This is a genomic window from Agrobacterium sp. InxBP2, assembly GCF_026191755.1.
Taxonomy (GTDB): domain Bacteria; phylum Pseudomonadota; class Alphaproteobacteria; order Rhizobiales; family Rhizobiaceae; genus Agrobacterium; species Agrobacterium pusense.
The window spans coordinates 345,209-371,267 of record NZ_JAINDY010000036.1 but is presented as its reverse complement, the minus strand read 5'-3'; the positions used below and the strand labels follow the sequence as shown (position 1 = coordinate 371,267).

At 59.6% G+C, this 26,059-nt stretch carries 19 protein-coding genes and 1 pseudogene; 14 read left to right on the top strand and 6 right to left on the bottom strand.

Going from position 1 to position 26,059, the window contains the following annotated elements:
- Nucleotides 1-167: 167 nt before the first annotated feature.
- The 6 genes from K7A42_RS25895 to K7A42_RS25870 all read left to right on the top strand — a co-directional run bounded on the left by K7A42_RS25895 (nt 168) and on the right by K7A42_RS25870 (nt 9,379).
- Nucleotides 168-2,363, top strand: a complete 2,196-nt coding sequence (locus K7A42_RS25895; protein ID WP_112556327.1) for a TonB-dependent siderophore receptor — start codon at nt 168-170, stop codon at nt 2,361-2,363.
- A 35-nt stretch (nt 2,364-2,398) separates the two neighbouring features.
- Nucleotides 2,399-3,232, top strand: a complete 834-nt coding sequence (locus K7A42_RS25890) for an iron-siderophore ABC transporter substrate-binding protein (RefSeq protein ID WP_282456140.1) — start codon at nt 2,399-2,401, stop codon at nt 3,230-3,232.
- Between the two features lie 235 nt (nt 3,233-3,467).
- Nucleotides 3,468-3,986, top strand: a complete 519-nt coding sequence (fhuF, locus tag K7A42_RS25885) for a siderophore-iron reductase FhuF (RefSeq protein WP_234882522.1) — start codon at nt 3,468-3,470, stop codon at nt 3,984-3,986.
- A gap of 309 nt (nt 3,987-4,295) precedes the next feature.
- Nucleotides 4,296-4,757: a DUF4126 family protein gene (locus K7A42_RS25880; RefSeq protein ID WP_112556323.1), complete on the top strand. Its 462-nt coding sequence runs from the start codon at nt 4,296-4,298 to the stop codon at nt 4,755-4,757.
- Nucleotides 4,754-6,115: an FAD-containing oxidoreductase gene (locus tag K7A42_RS25875; protein ID WP_112556321.1), complete on the top strand. Its 1,362-nt coding sequence runs from the start codon at nt 4,754-4,756 to the stop codon at nt 6,113-6,115. Before K7A42_RS25880 ends, K7A42_RS25875 begins: the two co-directional genes overlap by 4 nt.
- A gap of 345 nt (nt 6,116-6,460) precedes the next feature.
- Nucleotides 6,461-9,379, top strand: a complete 2,919-nt coding sequence (locus K7A42_RS25870; protein WP_112556319.1) for an autotransporter outer membrane beta-barrel domain-containing protein — start codon at nt 6,461-6,463, stop codon at nt 9,377-9,379.
- A gap of 57 nt (nt 9,380-9,436) precedes the next feature.
- Here the strand turns inward: K7A42_RS25870 and K7A42_RS25865 are convergent, their stop codons facing one another.
- The 5 genes and pseudogenes from K7A42_RS25865 to K7A42_RS25850 all read right to left on the bottom strand — a co-directional run bounded on the left by K7A42_RS25865 (nt 9,437) and on the right by K7A42_RS25850 (nt 15,101).
- Nucleotides 9,437-9,808 (bottom strand): TetR/AcrR family transcriptional regulator C-terminal domain-containing protein, encoded by a 372-nt coding sequence (locus tag K7A42_RS25865; RefSeq protein ID WP_006697846.1) that lies wholly within the window; start codon nt 9,806-9,808, stop codon nt 9,437-9,439.
- 87 nt (nt 9,809-9,895) lie between these two features.
- Nucleotides 9,896-9,964 (bottom strand): annotated as a pseudogene (locus K7A42_RS26125) (TetR family transcriptional regulator); the annotation flags it as partial.
- 91 nt (nt 9,965-10,055) lie between these two features.
- Nucleotides 10,056-11,858, bottom strand: coding sequence for an NAD(P)/FAD-dependent oxidoreductase (locus K7A42_RS25860; RefSeq protein WP_112556315.1), 1,803 nt, complete (start codon nt 11,856-11,858; stop codon nt 10,056-10,058).
- Between the two features lie 118 nt (nt 11,859-11,976).
- Entirely contained in the window at nt 11,977-13,050 is a 1,074-nt protein-coding gene (locus tag K7A42_RS25855; RefSeq protein ID WP_282456139.1) for a 2,3-butanediol dehydrogenase, read from the bottom strand.
- Nucleotides 13,051-13,214: 164 nt separating this feature from the next.
- Nucleotides 13,215-15,101 carry a sigma-54-dependent Fis family transcriptional regulator gene (locus tag K7A42_RS25850; protein ID WP_006697844.1) on the bottom strand — a complete coding sequence of 629 codons (1,887 nt, stop codon included), beginning with the start codon at nt 15,099-15,101 and terminating at the stop codon, nt 13,215-13,217.
- 285 nt (nt 15,102-15,386) lie between these two features.
- Between K7A42_RS25850 and K7A42_RS25845 the strand changes: the two genes are divergently transcribed.
- Nucleotides 15,387-17,153: a diguanylate cyclase gene (locus K7A42_RS25845; protein ID WP_112556313.1), complete on the top strand. Its 1,767-nt coding sequence runs from the start codon at nt 15,387-15,389 to the stop codon at nt 17,151-17,153.
- 227 nt (nt 17,154-17,380) lie between these two features.
- Here the strand turns inward: K7A42_RS25845 and K7A42_RS25840 are convergent, their stop codons facing one another.
- The gene (locus K7A42_RS25840; RefSeq protein ID WP_034497479.1) at nt 17,381-18,454 is read right to left on the bottom strand and encodes an NAD/NADP octopine/nopaline dehydrogenase family protein; all 1,074 of its coding nucleotides are present in this window, start codon (nt 18,452-18,454) and stop codon (nt 17,381-17,383) included.
- Nucleotides 18,455-18,841: 387 nt separating this feature from the next.
- Between K7A42_RS25840 and K7A42_RS25835 the strand changes: the two genes are divergently transcribed.
- The 7 genes from K7A42_RS25835 (at nt 18,842) to K7A42_RS25805 (ending at nt 26,054) form a co-directional block, all read left to right on the top strand.
- Complete coding sequence (locus tag K7A42_RS25835; protein ID WP_048902906.1) at nt 18,842-19,822, top strand: LysR family transcriptional regulator; 981 nt, start codon at nt 18,842-18,844, stop codon at nt 19,820-19,822.
- 53 nt (nt 19,823-19,875) lie between these two features.
- Nucleotides 19,876-20,976, top strand: a complete 1,101-nt coding sequence (locus tag K7A42_RS25830; protein WP_052808808.1) for an extracellular solute-binding protein — start codon at nt 19,876-19,878, stop codon at nt 20,974-20,976.
- A gap of 80 nt (nt 20,977-21,056) precedes the next feature.
- Nucleotides 21,057-22,040 carry an ABC transporter permease gene (locus K7A42_RS25825; RefSeq protein WP_004446007.1) on the top strand — a complete coding sequence of 328 codons (984 nt, stop codon included), beginning with the start codon at nt 21,057-21,059 and terminating at the stop codon, nt 22,038-22,040.
- A gap of 9 nt (nt 22,041-22,049) precedes the next feature.
- Nucleotides 22,050-22,841: an ABC transporter permease gene (locus tag K7A42_RS25820; protein WP_112556310.1), complete on the top strand. Its 792-nt coding sequence runs from the start codon at nt 22,050-22,052 to the stop codon at nt 22,839-22,841.
- A gap of 3 nt (nt 22,842-22,844) precedes the next feature.
- On the top strand, nt 22,845-23,915 hold the full coding sequence (locus K7A42_RS25815) for an ABC transporter ATP-binding protein (RefSeq protein ID WP_034497468.1): 1,071 nt from the start codon (nt 22,845-22,847) through the stop codon (nt 23,913-23,915).
- Nucleotides 23,916-23,968: 53 nt separating this feature from the next.
- The gene (locus tag K7A42_RS25810) at nt 23,969-25,450 is read left to right on the top strand and encodes an NAD(P)-binding domain-containing protein (RefSeq protein ID WP_112556308.1); all 1,482 of its coding nucleotides are present in this window, start codon (nt 23,969-23,971) and stop codon (nt 25,448-25,450) included.
- 10 nt (nt 25,451-25,460) lie between these two features.
- Nucleotides 25,461-26,054: a 2-hydroxychromene-2-carboxylate isomerase gene (locus tag K7A42_RS25805; protein WP_112556306.1), complete on the top strand. Its 594-nt coding sequence runs from the start codon at nt 25,461-25,463 to the stop codon at nt 26,052-26,054.
- Nucleotides 26,055-26,059 lie beyond the last annotated feature (5 nt).

Sequence of the window (26,059 nt, the reverse complement as noted above, 5' to 3'; positions counted from 1 at the left end):
ATATCATTTAACAGTATCGGGCCAAAAAATGGCCCGCAAGAGCTCGATTTTGACCTGACAATGCTGATAAAAAAAGTCTAGTTAAGCGGCCAAGCGTGCGGGAAAAGAAAATCACTGCGGACAGTCCGGAGTAGCCTTTACGCAGTATTCCTATCACAGGTCCTCGAATGCAGAACACCCACCTTCGCCTTCGCACATCAACCTGCCACGTCACCAGACAGCAGCTCCTGTTTCTCGTGTCAGGCGTTGCGTTGGGGGCGCTTGTCCTCCAGCCGGGAAGGGTTGAGGCGCAAGAGGCAAATGGGTCCACCGTGCTCGAGCCGATCGTCGTACAGGGAAAGACGGCGGCCAAAGGGGCGCGTGTCGAACAGCGTGGCTACGTTGCGACGCAATCGGCTTCGGCCACCAAGACTACGACGGCGATTGCCGAGACGCCGCAATCCGTCTCCGTGATTACCCGTGGCGCGATGACGGATCGAGCCGTGCAGACGGTGGCGGACAGCCTGCTCTATAGCGCGAACGTCAACGGCCAACGCTACGGTAACGACCCCCGTTCGGATTACTTCAGCATCCGCGGCTTTAGCGCCGATCTACATCTCGACGGCTTGCGCGTGCCGCAGATTGCAAACCAGACCGGTGGCTATGCCGGCTTTCGAGTGGAACCCTACTTCCTTAATCGCGTGGAAGTGCTGCGCGGACCAAGTTCGGCGCTTTTTGGACAAACGAGTGTCGGCGGCGTCGTCAACATGGTCAGCAAGGATCCGTCAGAGACCGCTGGCGGAGAAGTCTACGCGCGCTTCGGAAGTTATAATCAGAAGGAAGCAGGGTTTGACGTCACGGGCCCTGTCGGTGCGGATTCAAATCTTACCTATCGCCTGGAAGGCATTATCCGCGACAGCGAAACAATGAACGATTTCGGCAAGAACGACCGTTTCGCCATCAGCCCGACAGTCAGGTGGTCGCCGGATGAAGATACCAGTCTCACGGTTTATGGCGCCTATATGAAGGATGACGCCGGCCAGGTGCCCTCGCTTATTCCAGCACTCGGGAGCATCTATCCCAATAGTCTCGGTTTGACGATACCGCGCAGCTTTTCGGACGGCGATCCCTCGTTGGCGATTTACGACAAGGAAACGGCCTATATTGGATATCGGCTCGAACACGCAATTAACGACGATCTCGTTCTACGCCAGAATTTCCGGTACTCATATCTGGACGTCAATTATCAAAACCTTTTCGGCAACGGCCTTTCCGCCAACCAGCGCACGCTTTCACGCCTCGTTTACAATGCGCAGCCAACGCTCAACGCCGTGGCGCTGGATACCAATCTTGAGTACAAGTTCGACAGTGGGCCAATCAGCCATACGCTTCTCGGCGGTATCGACGTGCAGTGGCAAAACCTTGTGAACAGGACAGGATCACGCAGTGGCCCCCCACTCGACCTGTTCAATCCGGTCTACGGCATTGGCGTACAGCCGGCAGCACTGACGACACGTCTTGATCAGACGCAGCGTCAGATCGGTTTTTATCTCCAGGATCAAATGGAACTCGGCGGGCTTCGACTGACGGTTGGCGGCCGCCAGGACCATGTCAGCAACGATTCCGACAGCACCACGCTTGCCAGCGGTCTTACCACCCGATACCGGCAGGACGATAGAGCCTTCACCGGCAGGGTCGGTGCCGCTTATGTCCTTGATAACGGCCTTGTGCCCTACGCGCTTTATTCCACGTCCTTCTCCCCGGTGCTGACATTGGCGCCAACGCCGCTGAAGCCAACCAAGGGCGAGCTGAAGGAAATCGGCGTGAAATTTGCGCCACAGGGCGATGACTTCAGCCTTACTCTTTCCGGCTTCGAGGCGACGCAGCAGAATGTCGTCAACCGTGTTGCAGGCGTTTATTACCAGACTGACGAGGTGCGCGTCCGCGGGATCGAACTGGAGGCCAACGCCACCCTTTGGGACAGTCTCAATGTTACTGCGGCGGCGAGCTGGCAGGATCCTGTGGTAACCGAGAGCCAGACGCCCACCCAGATCGGGAAAATGCCGTATACCGTTCCAAAGCAGCAGCAGTCGCTGTTCGTGAGTTATGATCTGCCGATGCCGGACAGCTGGAACGGCAAGCTGACAGTCGGTGGTGGTGTCCGACGCATCGGCAAGACTGCCGGGGATACCGCGAACTCATTCTTCGTTCCCGGTTATACGCTGGTCGATGCCTTTGCCCGTTACGAACATGATCGCTATTCGTTCCAGCTCAACGGCTACAATCTCGGAGACAAGACCTACGTCGCCGGTTGCAACACCACCACGCAGTGCTATTACGGGCAGGGTTTGACCGTTGTCGGAACAGTGAGCGTGAAGTGGTAGCGGGTATAGGCAGACGATCGTTCTTGAGTGGCGCGGTGGCTTTGATCGCGGCGCCAGGGTCGCTTGCCGCCTCAGGACCCTCACGCCTGGTCACGCTGGATTGGACTGCTACCGAGATTGCGCTTTCCCTTGGAATATCGCCGGCTGGATGCGCGGAAATCTCCGGGTACAGAACATGGGTCGATGTCGCAAATGAAGGCCTCTCCGATGCCGTCGACGTCGGACGACGACAGCAGCCCAGCCTTGAGGCGGTCCGCAAACTGCAGCCTGACCTCATCTTGACGTCGCGGTATCGGCACGCGTCCATTGCTCATGCGCTCGGTGAGATCGCTCCGGTTCATCTGATCGATGATCAGGAAAATGGCGGTGACATGCTGGCGAGCGTCTGTCAGAGCGCCCGTCAGGCGGGCGCAGCGCTTTCGCGATCGGATGACGTCGCAAGGCTCCTCGGACGTTTTGATGATGAGATCGAAAACCTGAAATCGCGCCATGCCGGGCAGGTGGCAGGCCGCAAGCTGGTCGTGGCGCAACCGTTGCCTGGCGTCCCGCGGTTGCGCGTCTTTGCGCCCAACGCCGCAATTTCCGGCCTTCTCAGGAAGATCGGCTTTGCCGATGGCATTGAAATGTCAGCGCAACCTTTCGGTTTTACGACAATCGATCTTGAAGGACTTGCCTCCCTTGGGAGCGACAGCACCTTGTTCATCCTTGGCGAGACCGTTCCGGCTGATCTTCTCAATGCTTCGCTCTGGCCCATGTTGCCGGTCGTAGCGCAAGGAAATGTCCGTTTGACCGGCATGCCATCCTGGCCATTCGGCTCCACGGCCTCACTGCAGCATCTGGCTCGCCAGATTGTCACCCGGCTCGTTTAGGCTGCAGGAGCGTATGCGAAGGTCGGAGGTTCTTGGCGAATTGCTGCGGCAGTCGGCACATTCGCAGTGGCGGGATTGCTTCCGGCGCAGGCGGCCCACTGATCTGGCTTTCACTGAATTGCTGGAGCCCGATTGTCTTTTGGCTGTCCTCAACAGTTACGGTCGCCGCCACGGGGCGAACGCGCCCATTGCCGCTGTTGCCGGGGAGTGGTCAAAGCGGTACTTCGCGAGGGTGATGAGACCGATTGCCACCGCAGCCATGTTACTGGATTGGCGGGTAACTCTGACGCCGGCGGACTTGAGCATCGAAATAAGCGGTGAAGGGGAGGTCGTTTCGCTCGGCCTGACTGATTTCGGCCACCCGGTCCGAGCGAAGTCCGCAGAGGACCGTTTCGATTTTCTGATCAAGGGCAATATCGAAGCAGTTATCCGAGCTGTGTCCGAGGTGAGCGGGCTGTCTCGCAACGTCCTTTGGTCAAATGCGGGCAACCTGTTCGAAGGTATCGCCCGCGGTTACGCCGTGGTTAATGATTGCCCTGGTGCAGGCGTCGCGGATGCACTGGCATTGCTTGAACTGCCTCAGATGGCAGATGGCTCACGTAACCCGCTTTTCAGACCTATCCTTTACCCTGAAAACGACGGCCAGCCGGAGCGGCTCCGCCGCGTCTGTTGTATCCGATATCTGATCGACGGACTGGATTACTGCAAGACGTGCCCGTGCCCGGGGCGGCACTGTTCTTCGGGAAAAAATTAAGGGCCTGCCGAAAGCAGATAGCGTGCCCCCTTTCAGCAAATTTGCAGGACCTCAAACAACCGAAACGACGGGGCGCTGGCTCACGGCACCACGCAGCGGCCCTGTCGACCAAACTGGCGCGCCATGGTACGGTTGCGATCTGTCCGGTAGGTAACGGCAAGTTGAGGACCAATCCGGGACGCCGTCGCGGCCGATCTTCCTGCCTTCCTTCGGAGGTGTCGACCGAGGATGGCCCGGACGGGCAAGGGAACTATCAACTGCGCATCAGCCGGGCGCCGCGGCATGCCGACTTAGCTTAGGGGGATCTGAATGCTCATTCTTCTCGCAATGCTGATAGGGCTTGTCGCCGGTCTGCGCACCATGACTGCCCCGGCCGCAGTCTCCTGGGGCGCTTATCTCGGGTGGTTCGATATTTCTCCAAGCGTTCTCTCCTTCATGGGCTCGCTCTGGGCTGCGGCGATTTTGACTGTGCTTGCCATCGTGGAACTGATTGCCGACCAGCTTCCCGGCACGCCCTCACGCAAGGTACCCGTTCAGTTCGGAGCACGGGTTATAATGGGCGCTCTCAGCGGTGCGACGGTCGCCGCAACTGCAGGAATGGTGGTTCCCGGGCTTCTCGCGGGGGTCATCGGCGCCGTCGTCGGAACCTTCGGCGGTGCATCCGGCCGCGCTTATCTCGCCAGGCATTTCGGCCGCGACCTTCCCGCCGCCCTGATCGAGGATGCGGTCGCCATCCTGCTCGCACTGATCGTCGTGGTGTCCGTGTCATGAGGGAGTATGACGCGATCTTCATCGGGGCCGGTCAGGCCGGACCATTCCTTGCCGCCCGCATGGCGGCGATGGGCCGCAAGGTGGTCCTGATCGAACGCAAATATCTTGGCGGCACCTGTGTCAACGCCGGGTGCATGCCGACCAAGGCATTGGTCGCCAGCGCCAAGACCGCGGAGGTTGCGCGGCGCGCATCCGAATTCGGCGTCACCATCAGCGGTGAGCCGATAGTGAACATGCCGGCCGTAGCGGCCCGCGCCAGGAAGGTGACCCTTGATGCGAGAAACGGTTTGGCATCCTGGTTTGACAGTCTCGAGACGATGGATGTGATCCACGGCCAGGCCAAATTCGTCGGTGCGAAGGCCGTGTCCGTGGACGGGACAGACTATACTGCGCCGCAGATTTTTATAAATGTCGGCGCGCGGCCACACATCCCCGACATTCCTGGCCTTGAGGACGTGCCATACCTCACGAGCACGTCGGTGATCGCGCTCGAGAAATTGCCGAAACATCTGATTGTTCTTGGTGGCAGTTACATCGGACTGGAATTCGCCCAGATGTATCGGCGCTTCGGCGCCGAGGTGACGGTCATTGAGCGTGGGCAGCAACTGGCGCCCAGGGAGGATACCGATATCTCGCAAGCCATTGCGGAGATTCTGAGTGGGGATGGCATCGAGGTTCTTTTGAACCGCAGACTCCTGTCCTTCACCAAGGAAGATGTGGGCGTCGTCGTGCGGACCGATCGGGGCGAAGTCAGTGGGAGCCATGTCCTGGTCGCCCTCGGACGGCGGCCGAACACCGATGATCTCGGTCTCGATCTTGCTGGCATCGAGACTGATCAACGCGGCTTCATCACGGTGGATGAGCGCTTGCAGACCACCGCAGAAGGGATTTGGGCCCTTGGTGACTGCAACGGGCGAGGCGCATTCACCCATACGTCCTACAATGATTTCGAGATCGTCGCGGCAAACCTCCTTGATGGCGGCAACCGAAAAGTGTCAGACCGTACGCTCGGTTACGGCCTCTACATCGATCCGCCGCTCGGACGTGTTGGCATTACGGAGCGTCAGGCGAAAGAGGCCGGTCACCGGATCAAGGTCTCGACCCGACCGATGAGCCGCGTCGGCCGGGCCGTTGAGAAAGGTGAAACGCTTGGCCTCATGAAACTCGTCGCCGACGCCGAAACCGACCGGATACTCGGTGCCGCTTTCCTGGGGGTCGGAGGTGACGAGGCGGTCTATGGCGTGCTCGACGCCATCAACCTGGGGGCCACAACTGAAGAACTGCGCTGGGCGGTGCCAATCCATCCAACGGTCGGAGAGCTGGTGCCGACACTGATTGGCGACCTCAGGGAAACCTGACATCCAGCCGGCCCGGCGAGGAGCGCAAAGGCTTTTCCGGATCGATGAGGCGACTGTCGCTCGTTTCGTTGGTTCAACGTCGGCCTTACGCTCCACACGTGTCCGGCTGAGCTGCTCACTCGACTTCGGGAATGGCTTCTGCAGTATCCATAAACCGCAATCAGGAGCTGATATTTTCAGAAATAGCGATTTCTTTGCAACTTGCTAATCGGCGAGAAGTGAAGTTAGTGATTTGTTAAGCATAATCCTCCCACCATCGCAGTTGCTTGGTTCAATTTTTCAACTAGGTCTGCGATGCAGAACAGCCGTTTCCTCCATAACGTTCGTGCATCCCGGCAATGCCTCATGTCGACGGCACTGTTGGTCGTGGCGCAGGCGACGCTTTCGCCCGCCTGGGCACAGGTATCGATTGGCGGCGACAGCACACCATCGGATCCTGCGCTCGTCGATGGCAGTGTCGACCTGGACATCGGTTTTACCAATTTCGGCAGCTTGACCGTTTTCAATGGCAGCATACTGACGAACAACACAGGCTATGTCGGCGGCGATGCGGGAGGATTTGGCGTCGTAACGGTCTCGGGCCAGGATTCGCGATGGGACAATCTGGGGAATGTCGTCATCGGGCAATATGGCCGAGGAACCCTCGACATCCTGGCAGGTGGGCTCGTGACCGGGGAAACCGGCTACATCGGTGCCAGCACCGGCGGCATCGGCATCGTGACGGTTTCGGGCGATGACGGTTCCGGCACTTTATCCAGCTGGTCTCTCCGGCAGGACCTGAATATCGGAGAGGAGGGGGCCGGTACTCTGAACGTCACGCAGGGTGGTCATGTTTCTATCGCCGGGCGGGTCAGCGTCGGTTCCTGGGGGCAAGGCAATGTTGAGCTTTCCGATAGTGCCACAATCTCAAGCTATGACGCCATTATCGGTATCAGCGGATACGGAGAGGCCCTTCTAACGTCGGGCTCGTCCTGGATCGTCACGGATCAGTTCACGGTGGGGTTGTTCAGCCAAGGCGATCTGCGGATCGAAGACGGCGCCAGCCTGACCAGCAGCCAGGGCTATGTGGGCGCCAATTCCGGCGGCAATGGCAACGTCACCGTCACCGGCGCGGGATCGAACTGGGAAATGACCAGCTTCAACCTTAACCTGGGCAATTACGGAACCGGCGTCATGACCATCGACGATGGCGCGAGGGTCTACGCGAACAGCAGCGTCTATCTTGGCATATCGGACACCACGGCCAGCGGCACGCTGAATGTGCTGGGTGCGCCGGGCGCGCGCGGGGTTCTGGAAACCAGCGGTTTCCGAGGCGGGCTGGGCAGGGCGAACGTCACCGTTAATGGCGGCATTGTCCGCGCCATCCGAGACAATACGAATTTTTTCAGCAATTATGGCGCGCAGCAGGTCACCCTGGGTTCCGGCGGCGGTATCATTGATACCAACGGTCACAATATCCGCGTCGCTCCGGTAATGACCGGACCGGGTAGTCTTACGAAGGACGGCCCGGGCACGCTGACGCTCACGGGTGCCAATAGTTATGGCGGCGGTACGACGATTGCAGCCGGCGTCCTGCAGCTGGGCGATGGCGGGACGCGCGGCAGCATCCTCGGAAATGTCGACAACAGCGGCGTCCTGGCTTTCAATCGCTCCGACATAGTGACCTTCGGCGGGACGATTACCGGGACGGGTGGCGTTTGGCAGGTGGGTCCCGGGCAGACCATTCTCAGTGCCGATAGTTCAGGCCTCTCGGGTGTCTCCAGGGTGTATGGTGGCATCCTTTCGGTTAATGGTGTGCTTGGTGGGTCGATCGAAGTAATAGGCGGACGGTTGCAGGGCGTTGGTCAGGTAGGGACTACGACGAATTTTGCCGGCGGAACCATCGCGCCGGGCAATTCGATCGGCACCCTTACAGTCGCCGGCGATTATGCCGGCAATGGCGGCGTGCTGGAAATCGAAACGGTTCTGGGTGGCGACAATTCGGCCACGGATTTGCTGGTGGTAACCGGTGGTGCGTCGGGCAGCACAAATGTTCGCGTCATCAATCTCGGCGGCGTCGGTGCGCAGACCAGCGAAGGCATCAAAATCGTCGATGTCGGCGGCGTATCCACGGGCGATTTCCACCTGCTTGGGAACTATACCTTCGAGGGGGACGCTGCCGTCGTTGCCGGAGCCTATGCCTATCGTCTCTACCAGGGTGGCATAAGCTCACCCGCCGACGGTGACTGGTATCTGCGGTCGGCATTGCTCAATGGCAGCGTTCCGACTGGTCCGCTATACCAGGCGGGAGCCTCGGTCTACGAGGTCTACGCCGCGGCGCTGCAGGGGCTCAACGAGCCTGAAACATTGCAGCAGCGCGTCGGCAACCGTTCATGGATGACCGGCACGAGCGAGACAGGCGCGTTGACCGAAGCAGCTGAGGACAAAACCGGCATCTGGGGCCGGATTGTCGGCCGCCACGCCAGCATGGATTCCCGGTTCTCCACCACCGGCGCCAACCTCGACATCGACACATGGCAATTGCAGGCCGGCCTCGACCAGGAGCTGTTTTCGGGCGAGGCAGGCAATCTTTTCGGGGGGCTATCGGTACGATATGGCACCATTGCAGGTGACGTGACGTCGGTTTTCGGAAACGGTTCGATCAGCAGCGACGGCTATGGTGTGGGTGGATCGTTGACCTGGTACGGGTCTGGCGGCTTTTACCTTGATGCCCAGGCCAGCCTGACCTGGTATGACAGCAGACTTAATTCCTCAACCGCGGCAACCCGTCTGGCATCGGACAATGGCGGCTTTGGCTATGCGATTGGCGTCGAGGCCGGCCAGCAGATCGCACTTGCCGACAATTGGTCGATGACTCCGCAGGCGCAACTTACTTATTCCAACGTTACGTATGATCGTTTTACCGACGTCTATGGCGCCGCCGTTTCGCTGGACGAGGGTGACGATCTTACTATCCGGCTGGGCCTTTCGACCGACTACCAGAACAGCTGGAAGGATGAGGGCGGCGACACCAGCCGTATTCATGCTTATGGCATTGCCAATTTCTACTACAACGGTCTGCCGGATAGCAGGACCGAGGTCGCCGGCACGGCGCTTGTCAACACCCAGGACAACCTTTGGGGTGGTCTCGGGATCGGCGGGACATATGCCTGGGGTAACGAAAAATACGCCATCCACGGGCAAGTGGGCGTCAACACAAGTCTCGTCAGTTTCGGCAGCAGCTACAGTCTTGTCGGCACGGCAGGACTGACCGTCAGGTTTTAAGACGGGCCAGGGATTGCCGACACGCGGTTCAATTTTCCGGGAGTGACTTGGTCTTGCTCAGCGTGAAACCGTGTCTGAAGGTCCGTAGATCTTGAGAAAGAGGTCCACGCCCCTTGCAACCTTGTGCTGGATCTCGGCGTCCGTCAGAGGCTGGCGGGCTCCAAGCTTTATCTCCAGATTGACAAAACCCAGCCACAATCCGGTCAGGTCTTCCGCAGCGACGCCGGGATCAAGAGCACACAGTTCATCTTTGGACAAAGCCTTTGCGATAATCTCGGTGAGCATTTTTTGGCCGCGGCCGGGGCCAGCGTCGAAAAATTTGCGCGGTAGATCGGAATGGGCCGTTGATGCCGATGCGATCAATCTGTCCCATCCGTGCAGTTCACGTCCATTGATGAAATTAAGATAGCGCGTGCCGAAAGCGATCAAAGCTTCCTTGATCGACAGTGACTCGGACGCTCGAAACTGCCCGCCGGTGATCGTGAGGTCGGATTCTCGCTGGATTACCGCCTCGATGAGTTCTTCCTTGTTTGCAACGCGCGAATAGATTGTCGCCTTTGATACGTTTGCATGGCGGGCAATTTCTTCAAGCGTGAAGGATGGGGCCGGCCATTTAACTCAACAACGGAGGATGCTTACAAAAAGAGCGCCGGTAAAGCCGACGCTCTTTTTGTGCTTAGGCAAGGTGATGCGGCTTGCTCATTCCGTATATGGGTGTCTCGATGCCCACCTGGCGGGCTTTCAACTGCAGCGACAGATATTGGGAATAATGGCGTGACTGATGCAGGTTGCCGCCGTGAAACCACAGGGCTTCCTGCTGTGTCGGTTTCCACATGTTGCGCTGCTCGCCTTCCCAGGGGCCTGGATCCTTGGTGGTGTTGGAGCCGAGGCCCCAGCATTTTCCGACCTTGTCCGCCACGTCGCGCGAGATGAGATCGGCGGCCCAGCCGTTCATTGAACCGTAGCCGGTGGCGTAGACCACGAGGTCAGCCGGCAGCTCCGTCCCATCCTTCAGGACGACTGCGTTCTCTGTCAGATGCGAGACGTCGACGCCAGACTTCAGTTTGATCGAACCGTCGATGACCAGATCGCAGGCCCCCACGTCGATGTAATATCCTGATCCCCTCCGCAGGTATTTCATGAACAGGCCCGAATCGTCGTCGCCGAAGTCGAGCATGAAACCGGCCTTTTCGAGCGCTTGGTAGAACTCGGCATCCCTTTCCCGAATCCTGTTGTAGATCGGGATCTGGAACTCATGCATGATCCGGTAGGGCAGCGACGCAAAGATCAGATCGGCCTTGCGCGTCGTCATGCCGCCCTGAACCGCCCGCTCGGAATAAAGATCGCCAAGGCCGATCTCCATCAGCGAGTCCGACTTGACGATATGCGTCGACGAGCGCTGCAGCATGGTGACATCGGCGCCGGCTTCCCAGAGCGCTGCGCAGATATCGTGGGCCGAGTTGTTGGAGCCAATGACGACCACCTTCTTGCCGGCATAGGCATCCGGACCCGGATGCTGGGAAGAATGCTGCTGCTCGCCCTTGAAGATGTCCTGACCGGGGAATTTCGGCACATTGGCCTTGCCCGACATGCCCGTTGCCAGCACGAGCTGCTTCGGCTTGAGGACGACCTCTCTGCCGTCGCGATCGACGACGACGGTCCATTCGCCGGTCTTCTCGTCGTATTGGGCGGATTTGCAGGTCGTGGAGCCCCAGTAATTCAGTTCCATCACCTTGGTGTACATTTCCAGCCAGTCGCCCACCTTGTCCTTTGGGGTGAATACCGGCCAGTTTTCCGGGAAGGGAATGTAAGGAAGGTGATCGTACCACACAGGGTCGTGCAGGCAGAGTGACTTGTAGCGCTTGCGCCAGCTGTCACCGGGCCGCTCGTTCTTCTCTATGATGATCGTCGGAACGCCGAGCTGACGAAGGCGTGCGCCGAGCGCGATGCCGCCTTGGCCGCCACCGATGATGACGACATAGGGCTGGGACGTGTAACCGAGTTCCGCCGCCTCGCTTTCGCGCTTTTCCTTCCAGGTCGTGCGGTTTCTGTCATGGCCGTGCTCCGCCCCCATCGGGCGGCGGAAGCCCTTCGGCTCCTCATGGCCCTTCAGTTCGGTCATGGTGGTCAAGAGGGTCCAGATCAGACCATCCTTCAAACGGATATGGCCATAGCCGCGGGCAACCCCCGTTTCGAATTCGAACCAGCCTTCGGTAACGCCGCCCGCTTCGGAGGCGGCCTCCCTGGTGTCCTGCACAAAGTTGGACGGTTTGGTTGCGGCAAGCTGGCTGGAAAGCATGTCGCGGACCTGCTCGCGGCCTTCGAGGGTCTTTAGGTTCCAGGTAAAGGTCACCAGATCTCGCCAGTAGCAATCCGCCTGAAACAGGTTGGCGGCGGCGTCCACGTCGCCTTTCGCCAGCGCTCCTTCGAGCTTCGCAAGGGCCGTGTCGATCTTGGTTCCGGGGCTGATATCGAGCATTTATTCTCCTCCATGATTGCTTGGTGATGGTCACGGAACGCCGCTGTCGGGCGTTCCGTCAAAGCCTCCAAACCGCCGCCTTCAGGGCTCCTCTCCCTTCAGGCCTTGGCCGAGATGCTTATTTCGAGAGATCGATCAGGATCTTCAGGTGGGTGCCGGCCGGATCGAGGAGGGCGTCGAAGCCCTCTTTCACGGCCGTTTCAAGCGTGACGCGCTTGGTGACAATCTTCGTCGCCGGCAGGAGGCCGGATGAGATCAGGCTGATGACACGCGGCCAGTAATGGGTCGGATAGGCCCAGGAGCCTTTGACCTCGAGATCGCGGAACGTGACCTGGAACCAGTCGATCGGATTCTCATGCGGATGCAGGCCTGTCTGAACGACGACGCCCTGCTTGCGCACAGCATCCACGCATGCCTTCAGGGCGTGTTCGTTGCCGACGCATTCGATCGCAACGTCGCATCCCACCTGGCCCTCGGTCTGGGCGCGGACGACATCGCCAACCTTCTCGCGCTTCGGATTGATGGCGACAAGGTCGGGCAGGACTTTCTTGGCAAGCTCGAGGCGGGCATCGTTCAGGTCCGAGACGAACAGCTTGGTGGCACCGGCCGCTCGGGCCGCCAGCAGCGTCAGCATGCCGATCGGGCCGGCACCTGTAACGAGAACGCTGTTACCGGCGGTGACGCCGCCACGGTCGCAGGCATAGACGGCAACCGCCGTCGGCTCGACGAGTGCGGCCTCTTCATCGGTCATCTCGTCTGGGATCTTCTGGACATTATATTCGTGAACCAGCGCGGCTTCAGCCATGCCTCCGCCATTCCAGCTGAGACCCACGAGTGCGAGTTGCGGGCTGAGATGGAAAAGGCCGCGGTCGGCGAAGTAGTCGCCGGAGCGCGGCATGACGAGAGGCTGGATCGAGACGCGGTCGCCGATGGCGACCGAGGTCACGCCTTCACCGATGGCTTCGACAACGCCACCGAACTCGTGGCCGAGGACCTGCGGGCCGTGGGCGCCGGTAAACGGATGCGGCTCGGTCGGGATGAAGATCGGGCCATAGCTGTATTCGTGAAGATCCGTTCCGCAAATTCCGACGAAGCGGTTGCGGACGATGACCTGGCCCGGTCCCGCCTGTTTCGGCTCGGGAATGTCCTCGAGCCGCAAGCCCTTTGCGGCGTGAAATCTGAGGGCGCGCATGTTTCCTCCTTAAGGCTGCTTTTCATGCCATCAGGAGGAGCAACCGCCGTGCCAGCCGAGCCGACCGTCGAGAGGGCTGGAAATCACAGCGTTTTCAGGGAATGTGACGACGATTGCGCCACAGCTGTGGCGCGACAGGTGTGGTGGATGCCGCAATGAATGGCTTAGTGCGGACGCTCTATACCGAACCGTCTCATCCGGCGATGGAGCGTTGTGCGATCGATACCAAGACGGCGGGCGGCTTCGGAGACGTTGCCCTTGCAACTCGTGAGGACGGCACGCAGGTCTGCTTCGAAGCTGTCGCCGACGCGCACGCTGGCAGGCTGCGACAAATGATCCGGCAGGTCCGTGATCTCGATCACACCATCGTCGCACAGTGCTGCGGCAAAGGCGATGGCATTGTCGAGTTCGCGGATATTGCCTGGCCAGCGATGGTTGAGAAGCAGCAGCCTCGCTGCGCCCGATAACGTCAGGCGGCTGTCCTTCGTATTGTGTTTATCGAGCAGTTGCTCGAGGAGCCACGGCAGATCCTCGCGTTCATGGAGCGGCTGTAGCGACAGGACGGCGGCGTTGAGCCGATAATAGAGGTCTTCGCGGAACCCGCCTGCCGCGACCATGTTGGCCAGCGATCGATGCGAAGCGGAGACGACACGGAAACCCACCTTGCGCGCGACCGAGCCGCCGACGGGAAGCACCTCGCCCTCGGCGAGAACCCTGAGCAACCGGCTCTGGGCGGCATAGGACATGTCGCCGATCTCGTCGAGGAAGAGCGTTCCGCCCTCGGCCTCCTCGATCAACCCCTTTTTCCCCTTGGCCAGTGCCCCGGTAAAAGCCCCCGGGACGTAACCGAAAAGTTCACTCTCGATCAGCTGCTCCGGAATGGCGGCGCAATTGACTGCCACGAAGCGGCCAGAAAGCCCGCTCATCTCATGAATGATGCGGGCGAGATATTCCTTGCCCGTCCCGGTCTCTCCCTGCAGCAATATCGGCAGTCTGCTGGGTGCAAGTTTGACTACCTTGCGCCTGAGGTCGTCGATCGCCGGCACATTGCCGCCGAGCCTGTTGATCGCCGGCGATCGGCCGGAAGTGCGGGCAGAGGGCACGTTGCCTGTGCGTTGCTGCGGTTCTATGGCATGGGCAAAGAGCAGCGAGCCGTCTCGAACGGCGATCCGCCGTTCCTGGGGCAGGCTGGCCCGGGTCAGCGAGGCTAACTCGTCGAGCCCCGCATGGAAGAAGTCCGTAACGGGCTGGCCGATCAGAAGCTCGGGCGTGCGCCAGTCGAGACCGCGCGACGCGGCAAGAAGCCGGGCGCCGCCGTGGGTCATGCCGGTGATGCGCCCCGCACCGTCTACGGATATCGCCGCTTCCGGATCGACGTCGAGAAACTCCGGCGCTCCCGCAAAGCGCAGGACCAGATCGTGACGGCTGTTTGCCATGAGATTGGCAAGCTCAATCCGCCGCACCGTCGACGAGACGAGATGACGCGCCATGTTCTGGCTGGCTTTCAGGATTGGCGAACTGAGGAGTGAAATGTCGAGAACGGCCGCCAATGATCCTTGCGTATCATAGATAGGGGCTGCCGTGCAGGACAGGGGTGTGTGGGTGATGTCAAAATGGTCGGTCTGGTGGATCGTCAGGGCCTCGCCCGTGGCAATGCAGGCGCCCACCGCGCAGGTGCCGGCCCGGGGCTCGGACCACTCGGAACCGAGATAGAGCCCCGCTTTGCGCAGATTGTTGTTGAAGGAGGGGTCACCCAGGAATTCAACGGTGACACCAAGCCGATCCGACAACAGCAACACATAATTCTGTTCGGCAACCTGCCGGTAGAGCCGCTCCAGGCCGGAGCGGGCGATGTGTACCAGATCTTCCGCCTGCTGACGGTGTTCCCGCAGCCGTGTTTCCGAAACGATCACTGCCTCGCGCGCCTGCGCCGGATCGAGCTGGTAGGCGTCCAGACAGCGCCGCCAGGACTCCAGGACAACGGCGTCGCGGCCCGTGTTGGTTCCCTGTCCGACCCGCTCGATTTCCTTAACGTGGTCCGTAAAACCCATCAATCACCGGCCCTCGAAGGCCGCCTCCCGTGATCTGCCACAATAACATAGCCGCAATTGTTCAGTGTGACCAATGCTTCGGCGAATGCCGGACATCATTTGGAACCTCGATCTCCGCGCGGGACGGAATGAATGATTTCCGTGGCGCTCTCGTTGACTGTCCAGTCAACTTCAGCCAGCTTGCTGAACTCTGGGCCTGCCGGCGCCGGCAATGTCGAGCAGGCACCATGCAATCGCAACCGGCGTCTTAATCCTCCCGCAAGCAGCGGTGTGTAGTATTAGAGAATGAGAATAAGCGCGATCACCAACTCGGCTTACGGAGTGACAGTCGTCTTGACGGCTTTGTCTGGCGCGGCCTTCATCATGTCGTCTCGCAGCGCCGTCGAAGAGCGTGTCGCGGTGGAAGAGCATCTGACGCTGGATAGTCTGGCGGAAGACCTCGCACTTGGCGCAGAGGTCCGGTCCGACGAGGCTAGGCTGTTTGTTATGCGTGGCGAAGAACGTCATCTCAACGCGTTCCGGGCCGAAGATGGAAGCGAGCGAAGCCGGGAAGCCGCAGTTGACCAGCTCTTGTCGAAGGCGCTGCCGAAGGCCGAGGTCGATGCGCTGCGAAAGATCGAAACGGATGCGGACGCACTCGACAAGTTCGAGATCGCGGCGGTCGAAGCATTTCAGCGCGGTGAGAGGAGCGCTGCCCAGTCCACGTTGTTCGGCCCCGAGCATGAAAGACTGCAAGAGGATCTTCTGGCGACTGTCGCGCATTTTCGCGATTTGACAGCCGCAAGAACCGGATCGCAGTTGGCCGCGGCGCGAGCGCGTAGCGACTGGTGGAGCGTGATCGCCAAGATCATGCTGGGGCTGACGGGGGGGCTATTCTTGGCGGTGCTCTATTTCATCCTGAGACGCCGGATCGCCATGCCATTGGTGCGAATGAGCGGGATCATCGATCGGCTTGCAAAGCAGGATTATTCCGTCGAGGTGCTGCCCGACAGTCGCCGGGACGAGATCGGCGAGATGAACACCGCGATTGAAATCTTCCGGGCGAGCGGCATCGAGCGCGATCGGCTCGACGCGGAACGACGGGCAGACCAACAGACCAAGGACCTCATCCTGCAGATGATGCACCGCCTGCAGGCCTGCCAGAACCAGGGGGAGCTCGCCAGCATCGTCGCGCGCTTTGCGCCGCAAATCTTTCCCGGCATTGCCGGCGGCCTTTATATCCTGAACGAAAGCAAGAATATCCTCAACCGCAGTTCGGACTGGCTAGCGCCTGACAATGCCGGAGACAGTTTTCCTGCGTCTGCGTGCTGGGGGATGCGCCGCGGGCGGGCGCACGCCAACGGGTTCTCCGACACCGATGTGCCGTGTCAGCATCTGGATGATCCGGATGCTATCGCTCTTTGCGTCCCGTTGACCGCGCAAGGCGACATGATCGGGCTTTTTTACCTGGAAGAAAAAGAAGGGCAGGCGCTGCACCTCGATGCGTCACGGCTTTATCTCGAACTGATTGCCGAAAATGTCGGGCTTGCTATCGCCAATCTGCAGCTGCGTGAGAAGTTGACGCTGATGGCTATCGAAGACCCTTTGACCGGGTTGTTCAATCGCCGGCATCTGGATGAAAGGGTGCAACGTTTCGCGAGCGACGAATTAAAGACACCACTTGCCTGCCTGATGATCGATATCGACCACTTCAAGCGCTTTAATGACGACTATGGTCATGATGCCGGCGACAAGGTCATGCAGTATGTGGGCCGAACGCTTCGTGACACGCTGGGCGATCACGGTGAGGCTTACCGTTATGGGGGAGAGGAATTTACCGCGCTCTTGCCGGGGATGCTCAAGGGCGACGCTGCCGGTTTGGCCGAAAAAGTGAGAACGGCAGTAAGTGCTACAGCGATTTCCCATGCCGGGAAACTTCTTGGAACCGTAACAATTTCCGTGGGTGTGGCAACCTCGCCGGAGGCCGGGCCGCTGGACACGCTGCTGGCACGGGCGGATGCGGCCCTTCTGCTCGCCAAGGCACAAGGACGCAATAGAGTTGTGGCCTCGTGAATAACCGGCAACATCCGCGTCGGGCCAATTACGGCCATGACGGAAAGCGCTCACTTAGCTATGCCGTAACGATGACTGAGCCTGCCCAGCTGCTCGTGTAATCGATCCAGGACTGCGGTTCGCGTGCCAGCCCGCCGTTGCAGGAAGCCGATCTCTCTCAGGATCTGCGGATTGCCAAAGGCCCTCGGCTCCTGCCGGTCGGGATCACGGGCGGCTCCTCTGCTCCGTTAAAATCCGCTCTCGCAAAGCTCCCGCAGCTCGCTCGGACCGAGATGATCAAGTGAAAGCTCCGGCAGCAGGTCATTGTCTGCCTCCAGATTGTGTGCGACCGATGCGGTAAAGATGCGAACGCCTGCTTCGTGCAGGATCGCAGGCCGGTTGACTATGCGGCCGAGAAGCACGGTTGGCAGTAGACCGAACGGCACATCTTCGAAAATGTAGCGGCTTTCGATGGAGGAAGGGCCCATTCCGCCTCGTCCTTCACGATGCATCTGCTGGTTCATTTCGGAAACAGAGGCGAGGGGCACGTGGAAGGAGAGAGAAAAGTGTTCGCGAACTGTTTTAACCTCCAGCCCGAAGCTCTCGGCAATTGACAGTCGCTCGGCGTCGAGCGCCTCAATCAACTGACCGACCGCCGGTGTGACATGTTCGCCCTGTCCCCAGCTCTCCGCCTTTTCCATCCGTGTCAGGTTGAGCAATGCGATCCCGAGATGATTTTGAGGATTGAGGTTTGAGAGCGCGATGGCAAGCAAACCGTCACGTTCGACGAAGCGATCACCGAAGAGTTCAGTGCACAGGCCCCGACCCTCAGCGGCTGCCGACTTCGGCAGGGTGGCAAAGTCCACCTTCTGGCGGATGGTGTTGACGACGACGCTGCGCCCGTCGGTTTGGCGGCGGGCCGTCAGAAGCGTGGTCCCCCAAGCAATGATCGGCAGACGGAGCTGTCGTTCGGAAAGCCGCTTCGACAGATAGAGCGCTCCAAAGGAGCTATGGGAGCTGATGATGACGGGCAGTCCCGACCGCAAATGCGGCAGCGCCGCGTCGATGGCGGCACGATGACCGTTTGCGGGCATTGCAATGATGACCGCATCTGCATCCGCAATGGCGGTCTCGCAGGTTGCCGCGACCTCGACCGGACCGACGAAGTCCAACGCACCGGTAGCGACGAGCGGTTCGCCTTCCGACAACGGCTTGGCACTGCGGCCGGAGGGCGACCATAGGCACGGATGATGCCCCGCATTGGCGAGGAAAGCCGCCATGCCATAAGCAATCGAACCCGCACCGAGAATGGCTATCCGCATGTCATCTGTCCTTTCGGTTGTAGGAGTGGAGATGGCGCCACCCTCTGGTCTCTATCTTTCGCGTAGAACACAAACCGGTTCTGTACATTGCCCGCCGATCGTTGCGCAAATGCATCATTTTTTCTAGCGCGCCAGAGGCTGTGTTTGCGGTTCCCCTGCCTCATTTATCCGCGCGCCTGCCTACGCCCTCAGCAAATTCTGGCTCCTTCCAGTAAATGCATGTGCTGCACGAGCAAAAGCCACACCCCGAGGCTCAATTTTCTGCACAGTTCGAAGTCGGCAAGCCATCTTTTTCATCTTCCGCGTCCCAAACGAAAAATTCTCTTTTGTCACTAGCAGACATCATGCGTTTAATGCACATTAAATTTGTCATAATGCAAAGGATGCATGATAGCGATGGAGATACGCGAACTGGAGGCATTTCTTGCGGTTATGTCCGCAGGCAGCATCACCGGTGCTGCGCGCCTGCTTGACCGTTCGCAATCCCAGGTCACACGTCTTATCCAGGACCTTGAAACGTCGCTTGGATTTCCGCTGTTTGATCGCAATGGCCCGCGCATAACGCCGAGTGACAAGGGGATCGCTTTTCATTCTGAAGCGGAACGCTTCATCAGCGGCATCGAGCATCTGCGCAATCGAGCGCAAAGGATCAGTCTCAAGGAGCCCGAACCGGTCGAGATCGCCGCTACGCCTGCTTTTGCCACGGGTATGGTGCCGCTTGCTCTCGCCGAACTACCGGAAGCCCTTCTTCCGCATACGGTCTTTTTAAGAAGCATGCCTGCCGAAGCCGCCGTTCAGGCGGTGCTGGGGCGTACCGCCGATTTCTGTGTGACGTCGCTCCCGGCCGAACAGCCCGGCCTCGAAGCGCACGGATATTTTCAGGGCCGCTGTGCAGCCGTTCTGTCCGTTCACGATCCGCTGGCCGCCAAGGATGTCATTTCCGTGGCCGACCTGGCCGGCCAGACAGTCATTACGCTTGCTAATCCGTTCCGTCTGCGTCGCCGGGTGGACAAGGCTCTGCAGGAGGCAAATGTTCGCGCACGACGGATCATAGCGACGAGCGCGGCGATGAGTGCGGTGCAGATCGCTTCGACCGGGATGGGGATTGCGATTGTCGAACCGGCAACCGCTTACGGTCCCCTGACCGCGGGCGTGACTGTGCGACCGCTCGACGTCGACATCCCGTTCCTCTGGGGAATCTTCTCGGCAACAGCGCGCCCGCTGTCGGCCACTGCCCAGGAGCTGATCCAGCTGATCATCCGTGTTGCTTCCGCACGCATGCCCGATTTCACCGCTCACGATCCTGGCGCATCGGGACGTGTTGCGGATGTCACCTATGGGGGAACCGTCGAAGGAGACGTTCCCTAAAAATGCAAGTGCTCTGCCCATCAAACCGGTCAAACAAAAACAAGGAGATTGCCATGAAAGAGTTTAAAGCGACCCGTCGTTCCACCCTCAAGCTGCTCGCTGCCGGCTCTGGCATCCTGGCGGCGCCCAGCCTGATGCGCTCCGCCCACGCGCAGGGCAAGGTCGTCAATATCACGACATATGACAAGTTCGTGCCGCAGTCTTTCATCGACCAGTTTCAGAAGGACACGGGGATCGAGATCCGCATCCGTCTGACGGACGATCAGGGCAAGCAATATAACATTCTGACGGCCGAAGGCGCCACACCATCGACCGATATCGTGACGGTGACCGGCCACCGGCTCTCCCAGTTCATCGGTTCCAACCTCCTTTCGCCGCTTGATACCAGCCGGCTGAAAAACTGGGACAAGCTGGCGGCGGCTTACAAGGGTGCGCCGCAACTGACCATCAATGGCTCAACCTACGGCGTTCCCCTTCTCGCGGGCTTTGAAGGTCTGGCCCGTAACACGGAGTACACCAAGCCTTCCGATAGCTGGGGCATGATGTTCGACGATGAATACAAGGGCCTGACATCCTACATCATTTCGGACTTCCTTTCGCTGACCATGCTCTATCAGGGCAATGACGGCGATTATGTCACCTATGAAGGCAAGGAAGCCGTTGCCCAGGAAGCCACCAACAAGGCGCGCGACTTCCTGATCAGCCAAAAGGACAAGGTTCGCAAATACTACGATGCGGGCTCCGAGGTTCAGCAGATGTTCCTGAATGAAGACATCTACGTTGCGCAGGCCTGGTCCGGTCCGACGTCCAAGCTGATCATGGACGGTCACCCCATCGAGCTGTCCGTTCCGAAGGAAGGCACCTACGGGTTCCTCTACTCCTTCAACGTGGTGAAGAACGGTCCGAATGCGGACGCTGCCTATACCTTCCTGGACGCTATCCTCGCCTCGCCGGAAATCGGGGCTGCCATGGTTCGGCAGTCGGGCTTCGCCTCGGCCTTTGATGGCGTCGACAAGCTGCTCAACGACCGCGAACGGGCCGCCATGGCGCTTCCACAGGACCAGATGGAGCGCATCAAGTTCTTCAGCTCGGTCAACCGGGCCATGAAGAACGCGATGATCGACAAGGCAGCTGCCGAAATCAAGGCTGCCTGAGTTACGGCTGCGATGCGAACCCGACCTCGGCCGGGTTCGCAGGACCCCAATAAAAAGCTTGTCCAGAGCTGGGAACGATCATGGTGAACACGACAATGACTGAACTGCGAGAGGAAGGCGCGCCAGCCCCGGCGCATTATTCCGGATGGATTGGCAAGGTGACAGGCTCCGCCCTTTACCGAACCACCATAGGCCGGCTGGCAGACAGTCGCCATGCGCGCCTTGCACTCCTTGCCGGGATACCCGTGATATGGCTTTTCGTCCTGCATGTCGGGCCGATCCTGCAAATGGCCAATATCAGCTTCACGGACAACTATCCGCCTCAACCGAACGAGGCCACGCGCTATACGCTCGCCAACTATGCCCTGTTCTTCTCGGATTCGATTTACGTGCTGCCGTTCATACGCAGCCTCGTATTTGCCGCCGTCGTTACCGTGTCGACCCTGGTGATCGTTTATCCGGTTGCCTATTACGTGGCGAAGGTGCTCCAGCCGAAGCAGCGTATGCGGGCGCTGCTGCTCCTGCTCATCCCGTTCTGGGCCGGAGAACTGATCCGGACCTTCTCGGTCATCATGCTTCTGGCCAATCGGGGAGCCGTCAACGTCCTGTTGCGCGAGATCGGCGTCATCGATCGGCCCATCCCGATGCTCTACACGTCCTTCTCGCTGAGCTTCGGAGTTATCTACCTCCTGGCGCTCTACATGCTGCTCCCACTTTATTCAGCCATAGAAAAGATCCCGGTACAGCTGGTGCATGCCGCTGCCGATCTTGGCGCAAGCCCTTTCCAACGCTTCCGCCGCGTTATCCTGCCGCTGTCGAAAGACGGTATCGTGTCCGGATGCAGCCTGGTTTACCTCACCGCCGTCGGCGTCTTCGCCGCTCCGCTGCTGCTCGGCGGGCCGAACGCCGTCATCTTCCCGGAGGTGATCGCGACGCTTTTCCACTCTTCCAACGACAAATGGCCTGAAGGCGCTGCCTTCGCCATGCTGATGCTCGCCGTGTCGCTGACGACGGTTGGTCTCTTCATGCGCGTCGTTGGCGGTCGCTCTGTCCGGCTGATGTAGGAGATGATGATGCGGTCCCCCTTAAACGACCTTCCGAAGGCGGCACTTGGCGCCTGTTATGCCATTTTCGTTATCTATCTGCTTTTGCCGCTGGCCCTGATGATGGCGATGAGCTTTAAGGATGCAAACTTCATCGCCTTTCCGATCAGTAACTGGACCCTGGATTGGTATGGCAAGGTACTTCAGGACAAGCAGTTCATCGAAGCCTCGCTTTATTCGGTCGGGATAGCGTTTGCCACCACGATCGGAGCGACCGTCATCGGTGTGTGGATTGCCCTGCTGATTTCTACCGAGGGCATCCGCGGCAAGGCCATTCTCTTTGCGCTCGCCTGCCTGCCTGCCGTCGTTCCCGGTCTCATCAACGCCATCTCAATGCGGATATTCATCCGGATGGTCGATATCCCCACGGGCACCTTCGCCATCATTCTGTCCCACACCGTACACGCGGTGCCGTTTGTCGTGATCATGGTGCTGACGCGCCTTCGTTCCATGCCTGCCAATCTCGTCGATGCTGCAAGAGACCTCGGTGCGGACGCATTTATCGCCTTCATGCGCGTCACGGTTCCCTACATTCTGCCGGCGCTGATCGGCGGCATGATTTTCTGTGTCTTGACCAGCATCGACGATTTCGTGCGCACCTTCTTCCTGGGTGGATACAAGCCGACGCTACCGATGCTCATCTTCGCCAAAGTCCAGGGCGGCATGTCGCCAGAGATCAATGCGATGGCGACCATCGTCCTCATCGTCACCGCCGCCGTCGGCCTTTATGCCGAGCACTTTACCCGCCGTTCGAGGAGCTGAGTTATGCAGCCGGTTGTTCATTTTAAAAACGTCAACAAGTCTTACGGCGCTTCTCTTGCTGTCGATGATCTGGACCTGGCGGTCGCGCCGGGCCAATTCGTTACCCTGCTTGGCCCCTCCGGTTGCGGCAAATCCACGACGCTGAGAATGCTCGGAGGGTTCGAAACGCCATCTTCCGGCGAAATCTACCTCGACGGGCAGCCGATCTCGCATCTGCCGCCCAACAGGCGCAACGTCAATATCGTCTTTCAGGACTATGCGCTGTTTCCGCACCTGTCAGTCCAGCGCAACATTGCCTTCGGACTTGAACTGAAGGGGCTGGATTCGGCGTCCATCCACCGCCGGGTCATGGAACTCCTCGGTCTGGTCAAGCTGCAGGATTTTGCCGGGCGTATGCCTGAGCAACTGTCGGGCGGTCAGCGCCAGCGCGTGGCCCTCATGCGGGCGCTGGCGCCGGACCCGAATGTCTTGCTGCTCGACGAGCCGCTATCGGCACTCGACGCCAAGCTGCGTCATGAGATGCAGATCGAGTTGAAGTCGATCCAGCAGACGACCGGCAAGACCTTCATCTTCGTCACCCATGATCAGGAAGAGGCCCTGACCATGTCTGACGTCGTGGTGGTGATGAACAAGGGGCGGATCGAGCAGATGGGAGCGCCTGATGATCTCTATGCCCGCCCCCGCAGCCGCTTCGTCGCCGACTTCATCGGTCAGAGCAACTTTCTCGAAGGCCGATTGGTGTCTGCCGAAGGCGATGTTGCAACAATTGAATGGCAGGGCAGTCTGATCCGGGCCGATCTTAACGGCCACCATCACGCGGTTGGCAGCCACGTCACGATCGCGCTGCGTCCGGAAGCCCTGTTCTGTCTTCCCGAGCAGCCGAGTGATCGTTTTGCCCTCAAGGGCCAGATCGAGCGGCGCGTGTTCAAGGGCGCACACACGACGTTGACGATCCGCCTCGATAACGGCGCACTCCTGTCGGCCCAGCTCGATCCGGTGGCGCTCTCGCATCTTGATGGCGAGACGGTCTGGGTGGGTTGGCGCGATCGCGACGCCGTGGTGCTCGCCGATTAATCCTCATGCCCGTCGGTGCCGATGGGCAACAGTGAATTTCAGGAGATCACCTGATGACTTTAGAACAGCAAGACCGGACCGAGCAGCAGAGACTAGCTGCGCTCAACGCCCGGGTGAGGCAGGATTTGTCCTACCTCAATTATCCCGCAGCAAACTGGTCGAAACCGGTCTCGACCTCAGACGGTCAGCTTGCCAGCGATGTCGTGATCATCGGTGGCGGCATGTGCGGCCTCGTCGCCTGGCATGCCCTGACAAGGGCAGGGATCGCCAATATCCGGATTGTGGACCGCGCCGCAAAAGGTGAAGAGGGGCCCTGGGTGACTTACGCGCGCATGGAAACCCTGCGCTCGCCCAAGAACCTGCTCGGGCCAGCGCTCGGTATGGCATCGCTCACCTTCAGGGCTTGGTACACCGCCCGCTTTGGCGAAGAGGCCTGGGAAGAACTCTTCCGCATCCCGCGACCGATGTGGATGGAATATCTGAGCTGGTACCGGCAGGTGATGGAAATCCCGGTTGAAAACAACATCCACGTCACCCGCGTCATACCACGGTCCGATGGGCTTCTGGAGCTTGAGATCGAGGGCGGGAAGGCTCACCCGATCATCACCCGGAAACTGGTGATGGCAACAGGGCGCGATGGCCTTGGAGAACCGACGATCCCGGATTTTGTGAGGGGCATGCAACGTCACGTCAGTTGGGCGCATTCCGCCGACATGATTGATTTTCAGCGTCTGAAGGGAAAACGCGTCGTTGTCATCGGGGTAGGGGCGTCCGCTGTGGACAATGCAGCGGAAGCGCTCGAGCAGGGGGCCGGTGAGGTGCGTCTTCTTGCCAGACGCAAGACAATGCCGACGATCAATAAGTTGATGGGCATCGGATCATACGGTGTCACCGCCGGCTTCGCGAAAATTGACCCTGAGTGGCGCTGGCGTCTCATGGATTATTCCGTCAAGCAGCAGACCCCCGCGCCACACAATTCAACGCTGAGGGTGAGCCGACATCCCAACGCCTATTTCCATTTCGACTGCGGTATCCAATCGATGAAGGAAGAGGCCGGCGAAGTCGTCATCACCACAATCAACGGCCGCGTTTTTCGGACCGATTTCGTGATTTTGGGAACGGGATTCTCAATCGACCCCGTCAGTCGTCCCGAACTCGAAATGTTCAACGGGCAGATCGCCTGCTGGGACGACCGCTACACGCCGCCACCAGGTGAGGAAAACCCTGGGCTCGGGCGATTCCCCTGGCTGCAAGACGACTTCTCTTTCACCGAGAAAGAGCCAGGTACCGCCCCTTGGCTGCAGCAGATACATTGTTTCAATTACGGTTCATCGGTCAGTCTGGGCAAAGTCAGCGGCGATATTCCGGCCATCAGCGAAGGTGCGCTCTGGCTCGCGCGAGGTATCGCCGCTTCGCTGTTCATCGCCGACATCGATCATCACTGGGAGGCGCTGAAGGCTTACGAAAAGCCCGAACTCGATGGGTCCGAATGGACCGATGCGGATGCCGACCCCACCATGCAGAAGACAGCCTGAGGTTAAGGCGATGAGCAGAAAAACCGTTTATTATTACCATGCGCTCAGTTCGCCCTGGGCCTATCTGGGCTGGCCACAGTTCAAGGCGCTGATTGAAAAGCACAATCTTGATATCGTCGTCCGCCCTACCCGCATCGTCACCGAAAACGGTGGTGTTCCACTTCGTTCCAGACCGCAGCCGCGGCAGGACTACCACGCCGTCGAACTGGAGCGCTGGCGCAAGCGTCTCAGTATGCCGTTGGTGCTGAAGCCCAGATATTATCCCACCAACAACGAGTTTGCCGCGCGCATGGTGATTGCGGCCGACAGGCAGGGTTTGCCTGCACTGGAACTCAGTCATGCGCTTCTGCGGGCACTGTGGGCGGAGGAGCAGGACGTGACCGATCCGGACGTTCGCATCGCCGTGGCAAACGGCCTGGGTCTTGATGGTCGTGCGCTGCGTGCGCTCGAAGACACGCCCGAGATCATGGCGGCCTGGCATGACAGCCACGCCGAAGCACAGGCGCGTGGTGTCTTTGGAACCCCCACCTGGATTTACCGCGACACGCTCTACTGGGGGCAGGACCGCCTGACCTTCCTGGATGACGCTCTTTCCGAGGATTGAAAAAA

Bases quoted from the DNA above. Each gene is read 5' to 3' on its own strand.
- K7A42_RS25875 (WP_112556321.1), top strand. From the start codon at position 4,754: ATGAGGGAGTATGACGCGATCTTCATCGGGGCCGGTCAGGCCGGACCA.
- K7A42_RS25845 (WP_112556313.1), top strand. From the start codon at position 15,387: ATGAGAATAAGCGCGATCACCAACTCGGCTTACGGAGTGACAGTCGTC.
- K7A42_RS25830 (WP_052808808.1), top strand. From the start codon at position 19,876: ATGAAAGAGTTTAAAGCGACCCGTCGTTCCACCCTCAAGCTGCTCGCT.
- K7A42_RS25825 (WP_004446007.1), top strand. From the start codon at position 21,057: ATGGTGAACACGACAATGACTGAACTGCGAGAGGAAGGCGCGCCAGCC.
- K7A42_RS25860 (WP_112556315.1), bottom strand. From the start codon at position 11,858: ATGCTCGATATCAGCCCCGGAACCAAGATCGACACGGCCCTTGCGAAG.
- K7A42_RS25820 (WP_112556310.1), top strand. From the start codon at position 22,050: ATGCGGTCCCCCTTAAACGACCTTCCGAAGGCGGCACTTGGCGCCTGT.
- K7A42_RS25835 (WP_048902906.1), top strand. From the start codon at position 18,842: ATGATAGCGATGGAGATACGCGAACTGGAGGCATTTCTTGCGGTTATG.
- K7A42_RS25895 (WP_112556327.1), top strand. From the start codon at position 168: ATGCAGAACACCCACCTTCGCCTTCGCACATCAACCTGCCACGTCACC.
- K7A42_RS25855 (WP_282456139.1), bottom strand. From the start codon at position 13,050: ATGCGCGCCCTCAGATTTCACGCCGCAAAGGGCTTGCGGCTCGAGGAC.
- fhuF (WP_234882522.1), top strand. From the start codon at position 3,468: ATGAGACCGATTGCCACCGCAGCCATGTTACTGGATTGGCGGGTAACT.
- K7A42_RS25840 (WP_034497479.1), bottom strand. From the start codon at position 18,454: ATGCGGATAGCCATTCTCGGTGCGGGTTCGATTGCTTATGGCATGGCG.
- K7A42_RS25870 (WP_112556319.1), top strand. From the start codon at position 6,461: ATGTCGACGGCACTGTTGGTCGTGGCGCAGGCGACGCTTTCGCCCGCC.
- K7A42_RS25805 (WP_112556306.1), top strand. From the start codon at position 25,461: ATGAGCAGAAAAACCGTTTATTATTACCATGCGCTCAGTTCGCCCTGG.
- K7A42_RS25815 (WP_034497468.1), top strand. From the start codon at position 22,845: ATGCAGCCGGTTGTTCATTTTAAAAACGTCAACAAGTCTTACGGCGCT.
- K7A42_RS25880 (WP_112556323.1), top strand. From the start codon at position 4,296: ATGCTCATTCTTCTCGCAATGCTGATAGGGCTTGTCGCCGGTCTGCGC.
- K7A42_RS25850 (WP_006697844.1), bottom strand. From the start codon at position 15,101: ATGGGTTTTACGGACCACGTTAAGGAAATCGAGCGGGTCGGACAGGGA.
- K7A42_RS25810 (WP_112556308.1), top strand. From the start codon at position 23,969: ATGACTTTAGAACAGCAAGACCGGACCGAGCAGCAGAGACTAGCTGCG.